The organism is Vreelandella sp. GE22 (genome assembly GCF_968212445.1).
The window spans coordinates 2,828,082-2,849,271 of the sequence record NZ_OZ309110.1 but is presented as its reverse complement, the minus strand read 5'-3'; the positions used below and the strand labels follow the sequence as shown (position 1 = coordinate 2,849,271).

The window sequence follows — 21,190 nt, the reverse complement described above, 5'->3', positions numbered from 1 at the left end:
GGCCAAGCGCGATTTTAGGTGCGCACGTGCTCAGACCTTGCCGGGCTCAGTACCAGCACCGCCAGCGGCGGCAGGGTGAGCGCAAGGCTCGCGCTCTGGCCGTGCAGCGGCGCATCATCGGCGACGATATGGCCCAGGTTGCCCAGGTTGGAGCCGCCGTAGCACTCGGCGTCGCTGTTGAGCCGCTCTTCCCAGCGACCGGCGACCGGCACGCCCAAACGATAGCCGTGGTGCGGGACCGGGGTCATGTTGGCCACCACCAGCACCGGCTCGCCGCCGGCGCTGGTGCGAAGCCAGGCGAAGACGCTATGGGTCTCGTCGTTGCTCATCACCCAGGTGAAGCCCCGCGCCTCGTTGTCCTGCTCGTGAAGGGCGGGGAGCGTCGCGTAGAGGCGGTTGAGATCGCCCACCAGGCGATGAATGCCGGTGTGTCGTGGCTCATCCAGTAATGCCCAGTCGAGTTCACGGTCATGGCTCCACTCGCGCCACTGGCCGAACTCACAGCCCATGAACAGCAGCTTCTTGCCCGGCTGGGTCCACATCACGCCAAGATAAGCGCGCAGGTTGGCGAACTGGCGCCATTCGTCCCCGGGCATCTTGCCGATCAGCGAGCCCTTGCCGTGGACCACTTCGTCGTGGGAAATCGGCAGCACGTAGTGCTCGGAGAACGCATACACCATGGGAAAGGTCATCTCATGATGGGCGTGAGAGCGATAGATCGGATCCTTGGCGATATAGGTCAAGGTGTCGTGCATCCAACCCATGTTCCACTTGTAGGCAAACCCCAGCCCGCCTTCCGCCGTCGGTTGGGTAACCCCCGGCCAGGCGGTGGACTCCTCGGCGATCACGATGGTACCGGGCGCTTCTTCGCTGACCACATCGTTGAGATGGCGCAGGAAATCGATGGTCTCGAGATTCTCCTGGCCGCCGTGGCGGTTGGGAATCCACTCGCCTTCGTTGCGCGAGTAGTTGCGGTAAAGCATGGAGGCCACTGCATCCACGCGCAGCGCATCGATATGAAAGTGCTTCAGCCAATGAAGCGCCGAGGCCAACATGAAACCGTGCACTTCCCGCCGACCCAGGTTGTAGATGTAGGTGTTCCAGTCCTGATGAAACCCTTCAAAGGGGTGCTCATACTCATACAGGGCGGTACCGTCAAAGCGTGCCAGACCATGGGGGTCGGTAGGGAAGTGCGCTGGCACCCAGTCAAGAATCACACCGAGCCCGGCACGGTGGCACGCATCGACGAAGTAGGCGAAGTCGGCGGGTGTGCCAAAGCGGGCGCTGGGGGCAAACTGGCCAAGCGGCTGGTAACCCCAGGAGCCGCCGAAAGGATGCTCCATGATGGGCAGCAGCTCGACATGGGTGAAGCCCAGCTCGAGCACATAGGGAATCAGGTGCTCGGCAAGGTCCCGCCAGCTGTAAAGCTCGCCGTTGTCGCCGCCGTGCTTGCGCCAGGAGGCCGCATGCACCTCATAAATGCTCATGGGGGCAGAGGGCGCGTGCACCTTCTCCCGCTTTTCGATCCACTCATCGTCATGCCAGGTAAACGGCGTGGTGTCGGCGACCACCGAGGCGGTGGAGGGTGGGGCTTCGGTGGCCAGCGCCACCGGGTCTGCGCGCAGCCCAAGCGCGCCATGGGCCTCCAGAATCTCGTATTTGTACGCTTGCCCCGAGCCAAGGCGTGGAATGAATAGCTCCCACACCCCGGCTGGGTGGCGCAGGCGCATTGCGTGGCGCCGGCCATCCCAGCTGTTGAAGTTACCCACCACCGAGACCCGCCTTGCATTCGGCGCCCAGACGGCAAAGCGCACGCCCTGGATGTCCTCTACCGCCATGGGCTGGGCGCCCAGGCAGTGCCCCAGGTTGCGATGGTTGCCTTCGCCCAGCAGGTAAAGATCCGTCTCACCCAGGAGCAGGTCGAAGCTGTAAGGGTCCTCGGTGATCTGCTCGCCCTGGGGCCAGCGGATGTGCAACTGATAGGGTGCGGCGTGGGGCAGCCGCGCGGCGAACAGGCCGGGGATCTGCAGGCCCGTCAGGCAGCAGCGCACGCCGCCATCCCGGTCCAGCACATCCACCCCGACAGCGCCGGGCAGGTAGACCCGCAGGTATTCGCCCTGTTCGTCGGTATGCATACCCAATACCGAAAAGGGATCGCGGTGGGTGCCTTCAACCAGGGCAGTGGCATCGTCTTCGCTCAGCCGCAGTGTGTCATCCAGCACGGGCCGGGTAGTCGTAACATCATTCATTGGGCTCTCCTGGGCTTAGCTGGTCAACAATGGCCGCTAGGCCGCGCAGCGGCACGCCAAGCCAGGTCGGGCGGTTAGCGGCTTCGTAGGCGATTTCGTAGGCGGTCTTTTCGAGCACGAACAGGTCAACGGCCGCCGCGGCGCCGTTGGCTTTCTGCCACGCGTGGGGAAGATCCAGCGTGGCCTGCCAGTAGGCATTCAAGAACACCTGACGCCCTTTAAGCAGATACTGCTCCACCACCTGATGGCCCTTGCCGGCGCTGTCGGCTTCACTGTGGCCCCCTTGGGCCTCTTCGATCCTGGCGTAGGCGTAATCGAAGGAGCGCAGCATACCGGCCACATCGCGCAGCGGGCTGTCCTTGGCGCGGCGCTCTTCAAGCGGCCTTGCCGGCTCACCCTCGAAATCGATGATATAGGCATCGTCGTGGGCCACCAGTACTTGGCCAAGATGCAGGTCGCCATGGATCCGGGTGATGAGGCTTCCCTCGGCAAGCGCGGCCATGTTGTCGATGGAGGAGAGGAGTTCGTCACGCTTTGCCAGAACGCTTGCGGCAATCTGCTGGTCGGCGTCATCGGCGGCGCCCATGTGCCGTTGAAGCAGCGCCAGCGCTTCTTCAACGCGCTGCGTCACGCGCTCTTTCCAGTGTGTAACCTGCGCGGGCCCGGCTACTTCGCTGGCAAACGCCGGGTCATCGGTAGGCAGCGCCAGCACCCTATGCAGCTCGCCCAAGCGCTGACCCAGGGTAGCGGCAAAGGCTTCCAGCTCGTCGAACGCGCCGTAACGCGCCTTATCCTTCACGAGTTCATGGGACTGCTCGTCCGCCAGGGCCTCGCGAATCGCGCGCTCGAGGGTCGAGCGGGTCCATGACCACGCATCGCCCTGGTTATCGATAAACCCTTGCACAATCATCAGGGTCTGCGGCGTGCCCTGTTCATCGACCTGGGTCACTTCCCCCAGTAGCGGGGCGGTGTTGATAAAGCCCCGCTCGGTCAGGTAACGGCCGATCTCGGCTTCCGGGTGAACGCCGGATTCCAGGCGACGAAACAGCTTGAGCACTAGTTGATGGTTGATCACCACTGAGCTATTGGACTGCTCGGCGCCCTGCTGGGCAATCTCCGGGTGCTCCGGCAGCGAAAGCTCGATAAGCGCCGGCGTTGGCAGAAAATGGATAGCGCCTCTCGCGCTTGGCAATACCACTGACTGACGCAGGGCATCCAGAACGGCCAGGGTAAAGGCATCCAGCGTCAGCGCGTCGGTGAGCAGGCCTACTTCATGGAAGCGGCGTACCCTCGCCATGGCAAGCTGTTGGGCAAGAGGGCTGCTCTGCTCATCCTCGGCCAGAAACGCCAGCGGTAGCTGATAGCGCTCGCTGCCCTGGGCGTGGGTGATCTCAAGCTCGCTGAGCAGCAGGGCATGGCCGCTGTGCTCAAGGCTTGCAAGCGAGTGCAGATGAATCGCCTCGACGCGCGCCTGCTTGGCCGCAAACCAGCGCCGCTTGGTCAGGTAGTGCGGCAAGGTTTCGCGCTCGAGCAGCTGCCTTGAGGCGCCTTCGAAAATCTCCTCGAGACGCTTTTTGATGATCAGGGTGACGAAATCCGGCATCGGCGCGGGTACTGGCGTATGCCACTCGGGCATGGCGGTTGCCGGGGCCAGCAGGAACCAGAAGAAACCGTAGGGTGGAAGTGTGAGCAGATAAGGCAGGCTGCCCACCGGCGGGAACGCACTGCCGCCGACCATCTCTACCGGCACTTGCCCTGCAAAAGCGGAAAGATCGAGCTCGACCGCTTGGGCAGTGCTGGCCACGTTGGCCACGCACAGCAGGGTTTCGGACTCGCCGTTATCCAAGGTCATCTCGCGCAGGTAGGCGAGAATATGCCGGTTGGCCGGATAGAGCGGGCGCAGGGTGCCGCGGCTGAAAGCCCGGTGCTGGCTGCGCACCGCCAGCAGGCGGCGCTGGTTGTTGAGCAGCGAGTGCGCGTCGCGGGTCTGGGCCTCGACATTGACGGTCTGATAGCCGTAGAGCGGGTCCATGACCGGGGGAAGTACCAGTTGGGCCGGGTCGGCGCGGGAGAAGCCGCCGTTGCGGTCTACCGACCACTGCATCGGTGTGCGTACGCCGTCACGATCGCCCAGGTAGATATTGTCACCCATGCCGATCTCGTCGCCGTAATACAACACCGGCGTACCCGGCATTGAAAGCAGCAAGCTGTTGAGCAGCTCAATGCGCCGCCGGTCACGTTGTAAAAGCGGTGCCAGACGCCGGCGAATCCCCAGGTTGATACGCGCCCGGCGGTCAGAGGCGTAGTGGTTCCACAGGTAGTCACGCTCCTTGTCGGTGACCATTTCAAGCGTCAGCTCGTCGTGGTTGCGCAAGAAAATCGCCCACTGACAGTTGACCGGAATGTCCGGCGTCTGGCGCAGGATGTCGGTGATCGGGAAGCGATCCTCCTGGGCCAGCGCCATGTACATGCGCGGCATCAGCGGGAAGTGGAAGGCCATGTGGCACTCGTCGCCATCGCCAAAGTAAGGGCGGGTGTCCTCGGGCCACTGATTGGCCTCGGCGAGCAGCATACGGTCCGGGTAGCGCTCGTCGAGCACCGCACGGATCTTCTTGAGCACCACGTGGGTTTCCGGGAGATTTTCGTTATTGGTGCCTTCACGCTCGACCAGATAAGGAATGGCATCGAGGCGCAGGCCGTCGACCCCCAGGTCCAGCCAGTACGCCATGACCTTGAGAATCTCGTCGAGTACTACGGGGTTGTCGAAGTTGAGATCCGGCTGGTGGGAGTAGAAACGGTGCCAGAAGTAGGCGCCGGCCACCGGGTCCCAGGTCCAGTTGGAGGATTCGGTGTCCAGAAAGATGATGCGCGTGCCTTGGTAGGCTTGATCCGTGTCCGACCAGACGTAGAAGTCGCGCTCTGGCGAGCCGGCAGGGGCTTGACGCGCACGCTGGAACCACTCGTGCTGGTCGGAAGTATGGTTGATGACCAGCTCGGTAATCACGCGCAGCCCGCGCTGGTGCGCCTGTTCGATGAAGCGCTTGGCATCGTCGAGCGTGCCGTAGTCGGGGCTGACGCCGGTGTATTCGGCGATATCGTAGCCGTCGTCGCGCCGAGGCGACGGGTAGAACGGCAGTATCCAGATCGTGTTGACGCCCAGGCTTACGATATAGTCGAGCTTCTGGATCAGACCTTCAAAATCGCCGATGCCGTCGTCGTTGGCGTCAAAGAACGACTTGACGTGCACCTGATAGATCACGGCGTCCTTGTACCAGAGGGGGTCGTCGAGAAAGTCGATCGTCTCGACGGCGTGTCGTTCGCTGCTGGCATCCATCATGGGGCGTACCCTCCCTGCATTCATCGATGTAAACGAATCTTTCCAACCGGTGAACCATTCACCGGTCGTTTATGGTTTCGGCGCCGCTAGCGCCCGGTTCGATCGCTGTCCGGGCTTGCAAGCCCCGCGCTAACCCGCCAGACGGTGAAGGGCAGCGCCTGCTCCAGGCGCAGCGACTGCCAGCGCCCGTGCCAGTGAACGCGCTTGCCGCTCATCAACTCCTCACCGAAAAGCGCCCCGTCATCAGGTTGGTCGAAAAGCGCGAAGGGCAGCTCGAAGGTGCCCTCCTGGGCGTCGAAGGGGTCGAGATTCACCGCCACCAGCACGACGTTGTCGCGGCTAGGCGTGGCCTTGGAAAAGAGCAGCAGGCGGTCGTTGTCGATTGGGTGAAAGGTGATGCCCAGATGCGTTTGCAGCGCCGGATTTTCGCGGCGGATACGGTTGAGCTGGGCGATCTCGTAGCTGATATTGCCCGGCGCCTGGTAGTCGCGCGGGCGAATCTCGTACTTCTCCGAATCCAGATACTCCTCCTTGCCGGGTACCGGGGCGCTTTCGCAAAGCTCGAACCCCGAGTACATGCCCCAGAGCCCGGAGCCTAGCGCGGCAAGCGCCGCGCGCTGCAAGAAGCCACTGCGCCCGCTGGTCTGTAGAAAATAAGGGTTGATGTCCGGCGTATTGACGAAGAAGTTGGGGCGGTAACCGTCACGCAGCGGTGCTTCATTGAGCTCTGTGAAGTATTCGGTCAGTTCGGCCTTGGTATGGCGCCAGGTGAAGTAGGTATAGCTCTGAGTGAAACCAAGCTTGCCTAGGCGCAGCATCATGGTCGGGCGAGTAAAGGCTTCCGCCAGGAACATCACGGCGGGGTCGCGGGCGCGGATATCGGCGATCAACCACTCCCAGAAGGGCAGCGGTTTGGTGTGCGGGTTATCGACGCGAAAGATCTTCACCCCTTCATCGACCCACGCCTGGACCACGTCACGCAGCTCGCGCCAAAGCCCGGGCACCGCGTCCTCGGCGTAGAAGTCGACGTTGACGATGTCCTGATACTTCTTGGGCGGATTTTCGGCGTAGCGAATCGTGCCGTCGGGCCGCCAGGAAAACCAACCCGGATGCTCGGCAAGCCAGGGGTGATCCGGCGAGCACTGAATGGCGAAATCCAGCGCAAGCTCGAGGCCGTGATCGAAGGCGGTGCGTACCAGGTCGCGAAAATCCTCACGGCTGCCAAGCTCCGGATGAATGGCCTCGTGGCCGCCCTCGTCGCTTCCGATTGCGTAGGGGCTGCCCGGATCCGTTGGGCCGGCCTCGAGGCTGTTGTTGGGCCCTTTGCGGTGCTTTCGCCCGATAGGATGAATGGGCGGGAAGTAGAGCACATCGAAGCCCATGTCGCGGATCAGCGGCAAGCGCCGGTGCACGTCCCTGAACGTGCCGTGGCGGCTGGCGTCCTGGGTCTCCGAGCGTGGAAAAAGCTCGTACCAGCTGGCAAAGCTCGCCTGCAGGCGCTCCACCTCCAGAGGGTAGTCGGCATGGGTGCGGGTCAGGTGGGGGCGAGGGTCGGCATCGCTCATCAGCCGCGCGGTATCGCGTTCGAGCAGCAGCGCCACCTGGGCGCCTTCGTCCGCCGCCTGGGCCTGGGCGTCCAGGCGCTCCTCTAGGGCTTGGCGTAGCGGGGCGCTTGCCCGGGCGGCGGCGCGCTCGAGCAGCAGGCGGCCCTCCGCAAGCTCCAGGGCGATGGGCACGCCGGCAGCGTGCTTTTTGGAAAGCTCGTAGCGGTAGGTGGCGAAAACGTCCCACCAGGCTTCGATATAAAAGACGTGGCGGCCTACCCGAGTGGGGGTGAAGTGGCCCTCCCAGCGGTCGAGCCCCAGGGGCTTGGCGAGCTGCATCGGGGCACGCTGCTCCTGGCCCTGATCGTCGACCCAGCCGATTTCGGCGGCCAGCACGTCGTGGCCGTCGGCGAAAATGGTCGCCGAGACGCGCACCGGCTCATCGACGGTGGCCTTGGCGGCGAAGCGCCCATCCTCCAGGGCCGGGGCGACGGCCTCGATGGCGATGCGCGGTGCTTGAACGGCCCGGGACAGCGCATCGCTTTCGCGGGGGACGTCATGATGTATCGAAGCCATAGCTTAGCTCTCCTTGCTCAAAGGCATGTCGAATGAACCTAACGGCCAGGCGCGCGGGGACCGGCGGCACTGACGAGTTCCAGAAGCGCCAGCGAATGGCTGGCTAGGGCAAACGCCTCACCGGGGGCGTCGAGTTCCAGATCATCCGGTCGGGCGTTGTCCAGGCGGCAGTGCCAGCGGCCCTTGTCTGGCTCGGGCAGGGTGAAACGCACGTCCTCATCGCCGGCGTTGAACAGCAGCAAAAGAGTGTCATCGGCCCCGGCCCGGCGGATACCGCTTGGCTGGGCGCGGCCGTCGAGCAGAAGCCCCAGCACGTGCAGGCTCGGGTCTTCCCAGCGCTCCACGCTCATCTCTTCACCGTCCGCGGCAAGCCAGGTCACTTCCTTGAGGCCCAGCTCCTCGTTGTACTCGCCGCTGAGAAAGCGGCCGCGGCGCAGAATCGGGTAGCGAAGGCGAAGGGCACTCACCCGACGGACGTACTCGATCATGGCGTGGGCGTCGCCTTCGAGGTTCCAGTCGAGCCAGCTGATCTCATTGTCCTGACAGTAGGCGTTATTGTTGCCCTGCTGGGTGCGCAGCAGTTCGTCGCCGGCCAGCAGCATCGGCGTGCCCTGGGAAAACAGCGTCGTGGCGATCAGGTTGCGGATTTGGCGCAGGCGCAGCGCCTTGATCTCGCTATCCTCGGTGGGGCCTTCCTCGCCGTGGTTGAAGGAGATGTTGTGGCCGTGGCCATCCTGATTGTTTTCGCCGTTGGCGTCGTTGTGCTTGTCGTTGTAGGCCACCAGGTCATACAGGGTGTAGCCATCGTGAGCGGTAACGAAATTCACCGAGGCGAACGGGCGCCGCCCCCGGCGCTTGAAGATATCCGCCGAGCCCATCAGCCGGGCGGCAAGCTCTTGAAGCTGGCCTTCGTCGCCGCGCCAGAAGGCGCGCACGCAGTCCCGGTAACGGTCGTTCCACTCCGCCCAGCCCGGGGGGAAGCCGCCTACCTGATAGCCGCCGGGGCCGCAGTCCCAGGGCTCGGCGATCAGCTTCACCCGGCCGAGCACCGGGTCCTGGCGGCAGGCGTCGAGAAAGCCGCCGCCTTCGTCGAAGCCATGGGGCTCGCGGCCCAAAATCGTTGCAAGGTCGAAGCGAAAACCGTCCACGCGCATTTCGGTGGCCCAGTAGCGCAGCGAGTCGGTGACCATTTGCAGCACGCGCTGATGGCTCAGATTCAGAGTGTTGCCGGTGCCGGTGTCGTCGATGTAGTAGCGCGGCTCTTCCGGCACCAGCCGGTAATAAGAGGCGTTATCGATCCCCTTGAGCGAGAGCGTCGGGCCGAGCTGGTTGCCTTCGGCGGTGTGGTTGTAGACCACATCGAGGATCACTTCCATGTCCGCGGCGTGGAAACGGGCCACCATCTCCTTGAACTCGTTGACACTCTCGCCGGAGAGATAGCGCGAGTGGGGGGCGAAGAACCCCAGGGTGTTGTAACCCCAGAAGTTATGCAGCCCCTGCTCCTGCAGGCGCTGGTCGTCGACGAAGGCGTGAATGGGCAAAAGCTCGATCGATGAGACGCCTAGTGAGCGGATGTAGCCCACCACGTCATTGACCATCAACCCGGCGAAGGTACCGCGCAGGGCCTCGGGCACGGCGGGGTGGCGCATGGTGTAGCCCCGCACGTGGGCCTCATAGACGATAGTGTGATCCCAGGGCAGCTGTACTTCTCGCGAGCGCCCCCAGGTGAAGGCCGGGTCGACCACTTTACAGCGGGGCATGAACGGGGCGCTGTCGCGCTCGTCGAAGCTCAGATCCGCGTCTTCGTGGCCGATGGTGTAGCCAAATAGCGCGTCGTCCCACTGGATTTCGCCGACGATCTGCTTGGCGTAGGGGTCGAGCAAGAGCTTGTGATGGTTGAAGCGGTGGCCCTGTTGCGGCGCGTAGGGGCCATACACCCGGTAGCCGTAAAGCAGACCCGGGCGCGCGTCCGGTAGATAGCCGTGCCATACCTCGTCGGTGTATTCGGGAAGCTCGATGCGCTCGATCTCGTGCTCGCCGCTGGCGTCGAACAGGCAAAGCTCTACCCGGGTGGCATGGGCGGAGAAAAGCGCGAAATTCACCCCCAGCCCATCCCAGGTCGCACCCAACGGAAAAGACCACCCTTCGTGCACGCGGGAGCGGCGCATCACGCTAGGCGATTCATCGGCGGCTACGGTGCTGTCGCCATCCCGCGGCGTCTGGCTTATCGTCATCGTCTTCATTCCTTGAGCCCTGATGGCTCGCAGGGGGCGGTGTAGGCCACCCCGGCCCAACACGGGGGAAAGTGGCTATTTTTCAGTTTTGGGCGAGCGCTTACGCGGCGCTGCCTTTTTGGCCGACGGTGTCGCTCTGGCCTGGTCACTCTTTTGGGCCCCGGCGCTCACGCGCGCGCGTTCCGGGGCGGGCACTGGCTCGACGCCCGGGGCGTGGCCACGATCCTGAACCGGCAGGTCGTCGGTGACCTCCGTTAAGCGGGCCTCGTTCTGGGAGGAGCTTGCATCGAGGTCGTCTTCCGGCTCATCGAGGGGCAAACGACTCTCTTCGATGCCGCGCTCGTCTTCCTCCAGGGGCAGGTCCTCTTCCATGATCGGCGGCTCGTCCAGGGGGGCGAGCAGCTCGTCCTGGGCATCGCTTTCGGCGTGTTGTTCGGCGGCGACGATCTTTCGCGCCCGCTCCCAGTGCTGTTGTTGCTGGCCCTCCGGGCGCCCTTCGGCTTCCCAGATGCTGTAGGCCAGTTGCCGGACACGTTCTTCATCGATCATTTCAACTCTCCCTGCGCCTCGCGCGCTGTCATTGCTCATCGGGGGTGAAAGCGTTCGCGTCGCCGTCACCCGCCGAACTATCTTCATTTAGAAATACCCCCACCGGCAGCGTGGACAGCAGCTCGCCAAGCGCGATCTTCTCGCCCTGGGATGCCACGCTTGCCTGGGTCAGTACGCTACGCCAGCGCCCCGGCAAGCCCTCAAGGCGCGTGTCGCCCCAGTGCGGCAGGGGCTGTTCGCTTGAATCCAGCAGCGCCGCGCTCAGGCGCGGGACCACCACCAGCAGCGTTTGCCCGTTATAGCGGCGAAGAAATGCCACCACGCGCTCGGCGTGTTCGCCGCTGGCCAAAAGGGGCTGATAGCTGCCCTTTAAAAAAAGCGCCGGATAGCGGCCTCGAAGGGCCAAGAGCCTGGCCGTCACCAATTGCTTGATGTGCCCGTCCGGCCAGCTTTTTAGCGCCTGCTCTAGAGCCGGGGCGCTTGAAAGCGCGGCCTGTCGCGCGGCGTAGTCCACCGGGCGGCGGTTGTCCGGGTCGACCAGGCTGTAATCCCAGAAATCGTTGCCCTGATAAAGGTCGGCGACGCCGGGTACGCTCAGGCGCAGCGTCGTTTGTGCCAGGCCGTTGACCGCGCCGGGCAGATCGAGCATTCGCGCCGCGTGGTGAAGGCCGTCGCGTAGTGCAGACGTGGTGAGAAGCCCCTCTAGAAAGCGCCGGCACACCTGCTCGTAAGCATCGTTGGGCCAAAGCCAGTGGCTTTTAAGCTTTGCCTCGCGCAGCGCCTTTTGTTGCCACTCGCCCAGCCGCTGGATAAACGTTGCCATGGCTTGGGTGTCCTGTGTGTTTTGGGCGTCCCGGGGGGCGAGGGTGGGCGGCCAGGCGGCGACAATGATCTGGTAAAGCAGCAGTTCATCGCCAGGCGAAGGCGCCACACCGTCCTCTAACGTCTGGCGCAAGGGCGCGGCCAGGGCGCGCCATTCGCCCACAAGACGCGTGAAGCGCGGGGCGTGTTCGCTCAATGCGGCAAGCCGGGCGCGAACGTCCTCGCCGCGCTTGTGGTCGTGGGTGGCGGTGGTCACCATGGCAGATGGAAACGCCTGGGCACGCAGGGCGTTGGCGGCGTGAAAGCGCGCCGGCGTATGGTGGAAGTGTTCGCCGTCGAAACCCACATCGTTTCGCGATATCAGCGCGGCGCTGCGATACCCCGCCGTATCCTCCACCGCCTTGGCGGCCACCGGCGAGGTGAGCTGTTGAAAGCGCACGATGGCGCGGTTTCTGAGCGCGCGCTCGGCCTTGTCGGCGCAGCCTCGGGGCGCATCGCCCCCCAGCCAGCGCGCCAGCGCCTCGAGGGTGTCGCGATCCGGTGGGCTCAACGCGCGTCTGGCCCCGGCCATCGCCTCCTGGAAAAACGCCTCGTCTGCCGGGGGGCGGCCGCTGTCGTCGGCGTAGCTGCGGTAAATGGGAAAGTGCACCACCAGGGCGTACAGCGCCCGGCGTATAGAACCCAGCGTGATGTCGCGGTGCGAAAGACCGGCGCGGGCCACCGCGTGAAGCGCCCGGGCGCAGGCGGCGTATTCGCTTGCCAGCAACGAGGTGAGGATTTCGCCCCGGGCTTGGCGTACTTCCTCCATGAACGTAAGCGCGCGGCCGCTAACGTCGCGCCACAGGGCGCGAAACGGCTGCTCCCCCGCCGGGTCGTGCATGAGCCCCGACACTTCGTTCATGAACTCGTAGCCGCTGGTACCGTCCACGCCCCAATCCGTGTGCAGCGTTTCACCGACGCCGAGAATTTTCTCGACATACAGCGCCACCCGCCGCGGCGCCTCGGTGGGTCGGCTCGCCTCCAGCGCGTCCAGCCGGCTGCGCAGGCGCAGGCAGTAGCCCCGCGGGTCGGCCAGCCCGTCGACGTGGTCGATGCGCAGGCCATCCACCCAGCCTTCTTTTACCAGGCGAAGCGGCAGGGCGTGCACGGCGTCGAAGACCCCGGGGTTTTCGATACGTAGCCCGCCAAGCTCGGTGACATCGAAAAAGCGCCGCCAGTTGATCTCGTCACTGGCGGTGCGCCAGTAGGCCAGCCGGTAGTGCTGGCGCGAAAGCAGCGCGTGCAGCCGGGTCATGCCATGCGGGTCGCTTGCCTTGAATAACGCAAGTACGCCCTCGAGACAGGCGCGGGCGTCCGGCGCGTCGAGCACGTGGTTCAACTGGGCACAGGCCTGGCCCGCCTGCAGGGCCGGGGGCGCTTTATGGGCCAGGGAGTCGAAAAACGCGGCCTGCTCATGAAGCGCGCTGTGCTCGGCGAAGCGCAGGATGTCGCCGTAATGGCGCGGGTCGATGGGAAAGCGGTGCTCGTGGTAGGCAACGTGAAAGCCGCCCTGGTCAAAGCACAGACTAAGCTCGCCGGCGGCCAGCGTCTCTTGGTAGGGCGCGCCCAGAAACGGCGCCAGCAGCTTGCCTTTCAACAGCGGGTCGGGGGAATCCCAGTCGACATCGAAAAACCCGGCATAGGCGCTCTGCTCGCCCCAGGTCAGCACATCCTGCCACCAGGGGTTTTCCGAGCCGCCCACGGCGAGATGATTGGGCACGATATCCAATACCAGCCCCATCTGGTGGGCGCGAAGCGTTTCGACCAGCGCCGTGAGCGCCGCTTCGCCACCGACTTCGTCGTCGATACGCGTGGGGTCGACGCCGTCGTAGCCGTGAGGCGAGCCCGCGCGCGAGGCCTGAAGCGGCGAGGCGTAGAGGTGGCTCACCCCGAGCGCGGCGAAGTGCGCCACCAAACGCTCGGCATCCCAAAGCGTGAAGCCCTTGTGAAACTGGAGCCGAAGCGTTGCGCGAATCTCATTCATGGAAAGGTCCCTTACTGGGCGCGGTTTTAGGCTCAACTTCGGACGACGGCGCCTCGATGGGACGCTGGCGCCTAACCCAGGCAAGACGCTCGAGACGCTGGCGTGTTTGTGGGCAGGAGAAAAGCGACGGGCTGTCGGCGGCCAGGCGGCGGCGCCAGTTGGGGTGCTGCTCGCCGCTGTTGGGGAGGTTCGGCTGCTCCTCCAGACCCAGAATGTCCTCGACGGGAATCAGCACCAGCGGTGCCGAGGTGGCGGCCAGGTGGTCAAGGCAAGCATCGATCACCCGCGTGGCGGGAATGTCGGCGGCGGCAAGCGCGCCAGGGGCAGACGAGGCGCTGAGAAGCCCGATAGTACTCGCCAGGCGCGCCCGCTCGAACTTGCGGGCAGCCTCTTCGGTTGCGCTGCTTTGGTCGGGCTTCAAGAGCCCAAGCTTGCTTCGCCACTGGATGTCGCGGCCCGCCCACCAGCCCGCTACCGTCGGCAGGTCGTGGGTCGTGGTGGTGGCAAGCGCGGCGTCGGACCACCGGTCAGCGCTCAAAAAGCGCTGCTGGTCGTCTTGCTCGAACCAAAGCACCTGCATGCCGAGAATGCCCCGGGCGGCGAGGGCCTCGCGAAAGTCCGGTGCCACGGTGCCCAAATCCTCGCCGATGACGATCGCCTGGTGGCGAAAGGACTCCAGCGCGACCAGGCGCAGCAGATCCTTTAGCGGGTAGCGCAGATAGCCACCGGCGCCTGGTGAAGCGCCCGCGGGCACTAGCCACAGGCGCTGCAGGCCCAAAACGTGATCGATTCTAAGCCCGCCGGCGTGGGCGAAACCGCAGCGCAGCATGTCGATGAAGCTTTGAAAGCCCGAGTGCACGAGCCCCCAGGGCGAGAAGGCCGCAAGGCCCCAGTCCTGCCCGTCGGCGTTGAACAGATCCGGCGGCGCGCCGATCGAAAGGCCGTCGAGCATCTCCCCCGGGCGGCTCCAGGTCTGGCTGCCCGCCGGGTCGACGCCGACCGCCAGATCGGCAATCAGCCCGACCCTCATGCCCGCGTGTCGGGCGCTTTGATGCGCGCGCTCGAGCCCCTCGGCGGTGAGCCACTGGAGAAAGGCGTGAAAGCCGATCTCGAGGGTATGGCGTTGGGCGAAGGCCGTGACCGCATCGCTTTGCGGATCGCGCAAGGCCTCTGTCCAGGCGTGCCAGTCGCCGGGGCCGTTGATCTGTTGAAGGGCCTCGAAGCGGCAGTGGTGTTCGAGCGCCTCGCCGCCGGCCTGGCGAAACGCCTGCAACTGGTCGCGCCATTGCCGCGCTTGCGGGTCATCGCCGTTGATGACGTCATCGTACAGAAAGCGCAGCCAGCCAAGCTTGGCCCGGGCCGCCTCCGGCCAGTTAACGAACGCCTCGGCTTCGAGGGAGGCAAGCTTTAGTTGCGTGTGACCATGCGCCTTGGCGCGTGCGACTGCGGTCTCGCCCAGCAGCGTCTCCGGGGCGCAGTGAAGCACGTTGTACAGTAGCCGGCTGGAGGGGGAGTAGGGGCTGTAGTGATGCACATTGGCGCTGAACATGGCGTGGGTGGGGCTGATCGCCAGGGCGTCCGCCCCCAGCTCCCTAAGCTGGGCAGCACTTTGGACGAGCGCCTCGAGATCCCCGATACCACCGTCGCCGGGCCGACGCAGTGCGTAGAGCTGAACCGCTGCGCCCCAAAGCCGTGGCGCAGCGCTTTGGGCTGCATCCGCCGGGGTGAAGCAGCGCGGCGGCGCTACGGCCAGGGTGAGCGTGGCGCGCTCGATCGTCAGCCGGTGGTAGCCCGGCGCGTCGATGGCGGGCACGCGAGAGGTTTCATCGAGTGTCCCCTCACGGCGCTCCCCACTTTCCAGAACGAGGGCGAATGGGGTGCCCGGGGCAAGCGACGAAGGGAGCGGGGTGGGGGCGTCGACATCCGCGGTAATCAGTGGCGGCCAGTCATTCGGGCTTTGCCCAGCGCTTAGTTGATTCAGGCGCCGGTGGCTTTCGGCGATCGCGGCGGCGGAGTCGGTGGCAAAGCCAAGACTATCGAGCAGGCGGTGCTGGGCATCCTGGGAGAGTCGGCAGGCGGCGCCATCGCTGTCCTCCCACTCGAGCAGCAGCCCCGCCGCCTGGGCAAGATCCTGAAGGGGCGTATTCATGGCGTGTCTCCGTGTTCGCCGGTCATCAGCCACGCCGCCGCCGAGCGCGGTGGCAGCCGGCCCGTCTCGGCGGTGCTTGCCACGCCGTCGCGGCTTTCGCATAAATGCGTTTCCAGGCAAAGCGCTTGGCTTTCAAGCATTGTGCTCTCCACGTCGGTCTCACCCAGGTTAATCGCGATCACCAGCTGTGCGCCGTCGCCCAGACGCCAGCGGGCGAGTACGGCTTTGTCGCCCAGAACATCGGCCCCCAGCGATCTTGCCCCTTCCAGGCGCGGTACGATCTGGAGATGGCGCAGGGATAAAAGCGTGCGGTAGCGCTCGAGGATGGCGTGGTGGGGCGGTAGCGTTCGCGCCTGAAAATCCGGCAAGGAAGCATCGAAGGTATCGGGGGCGTTGGGGTCGGGGATGTGCTCGCGAGCCTTTGATTCCTTGAATGCGGCGAAGTCGGCGAACTCCGCTCGGCGCCCTTCACGCACCGCCTCGGCCAGGGTTTCGTTGTGATCGGTGAAAAAGAGAAACGGGCGCTTCGAGCCCCACTCTTCGCCCATGAACAAAAGCGGCACCATGGGCGACAGCAGCAGCAAGAGGGTGGCCGCGGCCAGCGCATCCGGGTCGGCGAGCACGCTAAGGCGCTCGCCCAGCGCCCGGTTGCCGGTCTGGTCGTGGTTTTGCAAAAACGCCACGAACGCGATGGGGGCAAGGTGAGCGCTGGGCTCGCCTCGGGGCCGCCCGTGGCGCGAGGCCGCGCCCTGGTAGATGAACCCCTCGTTAAGACAACGCGCAAGGCGCTGAGTGGGCGCCTCGGTGAAGTCGCCGTAATAGCCCTCGCTTTCGCCGGTTAGCAGAACGTGCATCACGTTGTGCCAGTCGTCGTTCCACTGCGCGGTGAATAGCGGCGCTTCGAGCAGCGAGGCGCTGTTGGCCTCGTTTTCGAGCACCAGGTGCACGTGGCGGTCAATGGGGATCACGCGGTGAATCGTCTCGGCGAGTTCCACCAGAAAATCCTGCTCGCCGATGGCGTGCACGGCGTCGAAGCGCAGCCCGTCCAAACGGTACTCCGTGAGCCACATCAGGGCGTTGTCGATGAAAAAGCGGCGCACCATGGGCTCGCGAAAGTCGATAGCGGGGCCCCAGGGCGTGTCGACGTCGTCGCGAAAGAAACCGGCGGCGTAGTGGGCCAGGTAGTTGCCGTCCGGGCCGAAGTGGTTGTACACCACGTCGAGAAAGACCGAGAGCCCCAGGCCGTGGGCCTCGTCGATCAGCGCTTTCAACTCGTCGGGTGTGCCGTAGCTTCCCTGAACCGCGTAGGGCAGCACGCCGTCATACCCCCAGTTGCGCGTGCCGGGGTAGGCGGCCACCGGCATCAGCTCGATGGCGGTGACGCCCAACGTCTGCAGGTGGCCCAGGTGCGCGCGCACGCCGTCGAACCCACCGAGTGCGCCCGCATGAAGCTCGTAAAGCACGGTTTCTCGCCAGGGCCGGCCCCGCCATTGTGTGTGGCGCCAAGCGTAGTGGGCCGGGTCGATCACCACGCTCGGCCCATGAATATCCCCCGCCTGGGCCCGGGCGGCGGGGTCGGGTACGTTCAGCGAGCCTGCCGGCGTGACGAGCCGGTAGCCATAGCGCGCGCCGTGGCCACAGGCAAGCTCGGCGCTGACGCAACCATTGGCCTCTTTTGCCATGGTGACACGCTCGAATCCTTGTACCTCGAGTTCGACCTGTTCGGCATCCGGTGCCCACAGAACGAATCGCGTTCGACCGTCGTCGAGCACGTTGGCCCCCAGGGCGGGGCGCTGACTGCGTTCATGCATCGCTTCGACTCCTTCAAAGACGCTGCGTCGTGATGCGTTCGGCCTCGATGGCCTGCTGATAGAGCCTGGTGTAGGGAATGATGGACTGGCGCCAGTGATAGCGTCCGGTCATGGCGGCGCCGCGCATGGCGTTAAAAAGGTCCGTGCATTTATGTACGGCGAAGGCGCGCTGGATGGCGCGCATGTAGCTGCCGAACTGCATGTCGTCGAACAGAAAACCGGTCACACCGTCCTCGATGGTATCGGCAAGCCCACCGGTGCGGTGGGCGATGGGCAGCGAGCCAAAGCGCTGGGCGTACATCTGGCTCAACCCGCAGGGTTCGAAGCGCGAGGGCATGAGCAGAAAATCGCTGCCAGCGAATAAACAGCGCGCCTGGTACTCGTCGAAGCCGATATAGGCGGCCACAGCACCTTGATAGCGCCGCGCCAGCGCGCGAAGCGCCTGCTCCACGTCATGCTCACCGCAGCCCATGAAAACGATCTGCCCCCCGGCCTCGACGATGGCCTTGGTGGCCTCGATGGTAAGATCCAGCCCCTTTTGATGAACCAAACGCGAGATCACCACGAACAGCGGCCCGGCACCCGGTAATAGCCCGTAGCGCAGGCGTACGTAATCGGCGTTGGCGCGTTTCCCGCGCCAATCGTTGGAGGAGAACGCCTGAATCAGATGGCTGTCGGTGCGCGGGTCCCAGGAGTCGTCGATACCGTTGGGGATACCGCTCAAGCGCCCCTGATCGGCCTTGCAGCGAAGAAGGCCGTCCAGCCCGCAGCCGAATTGGGGCGTGGTGATCTCCTGGGCGTAGGTGGCGCTCACCGTGGTGACGCGGGAGGCATAGTTGATACCGGCTTTCATGAAGGAGAGATCGCCGTAATACTCGACGCCATCGATATTGAAGGCGTGCTCTGGAATGCCCAGCGCCGCTCGCCGGGAGCCATCGAAAAGCCCTTGATAGGCCAGGTTGTGAATCGTAAAGATGCAAGGCACCGGCGCGTTCTGCCAATGCAGATAAGCCGGGGCGAGGCCGCAGGCCCAGTCGTTCAGGTGCAACAGTTTGGGCTGCCAATCGAGCCCCGCCAGGCCCAGGGCGATATCCGCCGCCGCCTTGGAGAGCCGGGCGAAGCGGATGTCGTTATCCGCCCAGCCGGTGTCCTGGCCATCGCCGTAGCCGCTGGAGCCGCGCCCGTAGGGCGTGCCTTCGCGATCGAAGAGTTCCGGGCAGAGCAGGACGTAGACGATCAGACCGTCGCGGCAGGTGATCTGGCCGATCTTGCACGCCGGCAAGTCGGCGAAGGCGGCAAGCTCGCCGACCGGCGTGATCACGACATCGGCGGTAAGGATATCGCGGTAACCCGGAATCAGTACTCGGACATCGTGGTGTGCCGATAGGGCCCGAGGCAGGGCCGACGAAACGTCCCCCAGCCCACCCACCTTGACGAAGTCGCTCATCTCGGTGGTAACGAAAAGTATTGATTTGGAGGGCGAATCGTCAAACGGTGGGCGGCGGGTAATCGAAGTGTTATCTGAAGTTGTTCGATGTCGTCCGATGACATTTTTTTCTGAGTTATAACGCTTCGTCTTCAAGTGAGTATTCAAAGAAGTGTTTATTTTATAAGATGTTGGCGTTTGATAGTTTCTTTTTAAACTCGCTTTAGACTCGACTTTATGACTGTTTTTATTGCCCAATACCCCCTCGTCCATGCTCAACCTCCCCGGTTATCATGGTAGATACTGTTGGATTAGATAACTCATTATCTCGGCGACGTTCCTGTCGGCCGCCCGCGCCAAGCTCTGTGGCGGGTTTCTCTATTACTTTAGTCGAAATAAATAATAAAGCTGTAAGCTTTTGGCTATCCATAACGTTGGTTAACCAATATGTTGCTTGTTTTATTGATTTATACTTAGCGATCTCTTTGGTTGAATTAATATAAATGCTTTTAATGCATGACGTTAAAGTACTTTTTTTAACACCGGTTAGCATTCGATAGGGGCTGAAGTTTTTGTTTTTTTAAATCGAAGACAAAATAATTCGAGGGCAGGAAGGGAGTGAAAGAATAAAGCAGGGCGATGATTTGCAAGGTCCGCTGTGAAAAGTCCGATACAAAACCTTCGGCTTGGAAGATATCGGGACTTTGCCCCACGGAGGTGGGGCGCCGTGGGGCAAAGAGCCTAAGGGGATAGCGAGAGAAAAAAGAGTATCAGGGGAGGGGACAGAAGCGACAGAATGAATCCGCTGACCACCGCGACCGGCACGCAGGCCACGCCGCCGTGCTGCTGGATGACCGGCAAAGTGAAGTCCATCGAAGTGGCGCCGCCAAACCCGATCGCCAGTGCGGCGTGGCGGTGAATGATCAGCGGGATCAAGATAAACGCCAGAAGCTCCCGGGCCAGGTCGTTGAAAAATGCAACGCCGCCCAGCAGTGGCCCCAGCTGGTCGCCGATCAAAATGGCGGACAGCGAATACCAGCCAAACCCCGAGGCCATGGCCAGGCCTTCGCTCACGCTTAGCGAGAGAAGCGGGGCGGCGACAACCCCGGCCAGCAGCGAGCTTGCGGCCAGCGTCACCGCGATGGCAAGCCCCAGCCGGTTGAGCAGAATTTGTTTGAGCGCCATGCCGGAGTTGCGCAGTTGGCAGCCAATCAGCGCAAGCAGCGCGTAAAGCGCCCACTCGGCCAGCGTATCCGCCGTGGCGAACACGCCGCGGCCCAGAACCGGGGCGAGCAAAAGCCCGGCGGCCACCCCGGCCACCACCGTGACCAGCAGCAACAGCGACCCTTGAATGGCGGCAAGCTTGCTGGCCGGCGCATCCTTGACCACCGGTGAGGTGCCGGCCTTGAGTGTCATCCGGCGCGACAGCCACCCAAGGGCTGCCAGGTTGAACACGGTGGTAAGGCTGAAAAGTGTCAGGGCACTTGCGGCCAGGCGCGAAAGCTCGCCGGTCAGGTTTTCGAGCCCGGCCAGGCTTATGCCCATCAGTAGCAAAATGAGATACACCGAAGCGCTAACGCCCCGGTTGATCAGGTGCTGGAGGTAGGGTGAGCGAACGCGCACCAGGTAGCCCCCGATCAGGGGGAGTAGAACGATCAATAAACCCGTGAGCATTTAGGGGGCGGCGCCATCGCTTGGGGTGAACTCGGTCAACGTGATGGTGGTATCCCGGCGGCCGTCCTTGACATATTCCACCGAGAGAATCAGCCCGGGCCACTCGGGGGCGAAGCTGATTTCCATATGGCGGTCGGGTTTCTCGACATCCGTAAGCGTCACGCTCTGGGTATCGAACTTGCCGGCGGGCAGGTCAACGGTGGCGGTATCGTTGGTATAGTACTGAAAATGTTCGTCGCGGCCGCGATGATCGAGAAACTCGAGTTCGCAGGGCGCCCGTTGGGTGCACTCTTCAGAGCCGGCGCGGCGGGAAAGGTCGAACAGCGCGGCCTGGCGGTCGAGTGCCGTGAGTTCACTTTCACCCAGTTGGTAGCTGTCGCCCACGCCGAACAGCGAGTAGCTGCTCGAGTACAAAAGCGAACGGGTGGTGTCATCGTCAGCGGTAAAGCGGCTTCGCTCCTCGCCTTTGGCAACGGCGACGGAAAAGCGCATGCTGCTCAACCAGTGGCCTCCTTCCTGGCTTAGCGTATGGCGCACCGTGGCGCTGGGCCAGTTGCGAACCTCGAGGCGGTAGCGCGCTTCAAAAGGGCGCGGATCGTTGAAGCCCGTCTCTTCGCTGGAGACGGCGGTATGGGCACTTCCCATACCCAAGGCAGCGAGCAGCAACGCGCCGATTCGCCGGGGGTTGGACATCGCTTTCAAAATACGGGGCACAGGTTCCACTCCTTTGTGTGCAAATCGTCCTTAAGAGCCTCGAACCAGGCACTTCGTTCACGTCAGGCCTTTCATTATGGGC

General features: G+C 63.8%; 11 protein-coding genes. All 11 read right to left on the bottom strand.

Going from position 1 to position 21,190, the window contains the following annotated elements:
- Positions 1-14: 14 nt before the first annotated feature.
- On the bottom strand, positions 15-2,249 hold the full coding sequence (gene glgB, locus ACWHRL_RS13305) for a 1,4-alpha-glucan branching protein GlgB (protein ID WP_447894038.1): 2,235 nt from the start codon (positions 2,247-2,249) through the stop codon (positions 15-17).
- On the bottom strand, positions 2,242-5,586 hold the full coding sequence (gene treS, locus ACWHRL_RS13300; protein WP_447529611.1) for a maltose alpha-D-glucosyltransferase: 3,345 nt from the start codon (positions 5,584-5,586) through the stop codon (positions 2,242-2,244). Before treS ends, glgB begins: the two co-directional genes overlap by 8 nt.
- 86 nt (positions 5,587-5,672) lie before the next feature.
- Positions 5,673-7,706 carry an alpha-1,4-glucan--maltose-1-phosphate maltosyltransferase gene (locus tag ACWHRL_RS13295; protein WP_447529610.1) on the bottom strand — a complete coding sequence of 678 codons (2,034 nt, stop codon included), beginning with the start codon at positions 7,704-7,706 and terminating at the stop codon, positions 5,673-5,675.
- A gap of 38 nt (positions 7,707-7,744) precedes the next feature.
- Entirely contained in the window at positions 7,745-9,940 is a 2,196-nt protein-coding gene (glgX, locus tag ACWHRL_RS13290) for a glycogen debranching protein GlgX (RefSeq protein ID WP_447894037.1), read from the bottom strand.
- A 75-nt stretch (positions 9,941-10,015) separates the two neighbouring features.
- Entirely contained in the window at positions 10,016-10,489 is a 474-nt protein-coding gene (locus tag ACWHRL_RS13285) for a DUF2934 domain-containing protein (protein ID WP_447894035.1), read from the bottom strand.
- A gap of 28 nt (positions 10,490-10,517) precedes the next feature.
- Entirely contained in the window at positions 10,518-13,334 is a 2,817-nt protein-coding gene (treY, locus tag ACWHRL_RS13280; protein WP_447894033.1) for a malto-oligosyltrehalose synthase, read from the bottom strand.
- The gene (gene malQ / locus ACWHRL_RS13275) at positions 13,327-15,483 is read right to left on the bottom strand and encodes a 4-alpha-glucanotransferase (protein WP_447894032.1); all 2,157 of its coding nucleotides are present in this window, start codon (positions 15,481-15,483) and stop codon (positions 13,327-13,329) included. Before malQ ends, treY begins: the two co-directional genes overlap by 8 nt.
- A complete protein-coding gene (gene treZ, locus ACWHRL_RS13270; protein WP_447894031.1) occupies positions 15,480-17,294 on the bottom strand; it encodes a malto-oligosyltrehalose trehalohydrolase in 1,815 nt (604 codons plus the stop codon). Before treZ ends, malQ begins: the two co-directional genes overlap by 4 nt.
- Positions 17,295-17,307: 13 nt before the next feature.
- Entirely contained in the window at positions 17,308-18,993 is a 1,686-nt protein-coding gene (glgA, locus tag ACWHRL_RS13265; RefSeq protein ID WP_447529604.1) for a glycogen synthase GlgA, read from the bottom strand.
- A 468-nt stretch (positions 18,994-19,461) separates the two neighbouring features.
- The gene (locus ACWHRL_RS13260) at positions 19,462-20,394 is read right to left on the bottom strand and encodes a lysine exporter LysO family protein (RefSeq protein ID WP_447894030.1); all 933 of its coding nucleotides are present in this window, start codon (positions 20,392-20,394) and stop codon (positions 19,462-19,464) included.
- A complete protein-coding gene (locus ACWHRL_RS13255) occupies positions 20,395-21,108 on the bottom strand; it encodes a hypothetical protein (protein WP_447529602.1) in 714 nt (237 codons plus the stop codon).
- Between the last annotated feature and the right edge of the window lie 82 nt (positions 21,109-21,190).

Bases quoted from the DNA above. Each gene is read 5' to 3' on its own strand.
- glgB (WP_447894038.1), bottom strand. From the start codon at position 2,249: ATGAATGATGTTACGACTACCCGGCCCGTGCTGGATGACACACTGCGG.
- treS (WP_447529611.1), bottom strand. From the start codon at position 5,586: ATGATGGATGCCAGCAGCGAACGACACGCCGTCGAGACGATCGACTTT.
- ACWHRL_RS13295 (WP_447529610.1), bottom strand. From the start codon at position 7,706: ATGGCTTCGATACATCATGACGTCCCCCGCGAAAGCGATGCGCTGTCC.
- glgX (WP_447894037.1), bottom strand. From the start codon at position 9,940: ATGACGATAAGCCAGACGCCGCGGGATGGCGACAGCACCGTAGCCGCC.
- ACWHRL_RS13285 (WP_447894035.1), bottom strand. From the start codon at position 10,489: ATGATCGATGAAGAACGTGTCCGGCAACTGGCCTACAGCATCTGGGAA.
- treY (WP_447894033.1), bottom strand. From the start codon at position 13,334: ATGAATGAGATTCGCGCAACGCTTCGGCTCCAGTTTCACAAGGGCTTC.
- malQ (WP_447894032.1), bottom strand. From the start codon at position 15,483: ATGAATACGCCCCTTCAGGATCTTGCCCAGGCGGCGGGGCTGCTGCTC.
- treZ (WP_447894031.1), bottom strand. From the start codon at position 17,294: ATGCATGAACGCAGTCAGCGCCCCGCCCTGGGGGCCAACGTGCTCGAC.
- glgA (WP_447529604.1), bottom strand. From the start codon at position 18,993: ATGGACGAGGGGGTATTGGGCAATAAAAACAGTCATAAAGTCGAGTCT.
- ACWHRL_RS13260 (WP_447894030.1), bottom strand. From the start codon at position 20,394: ATGCTCACGGGTTTATTGATCGTTCTACTCCCCCTGATCGGGGGCTAC.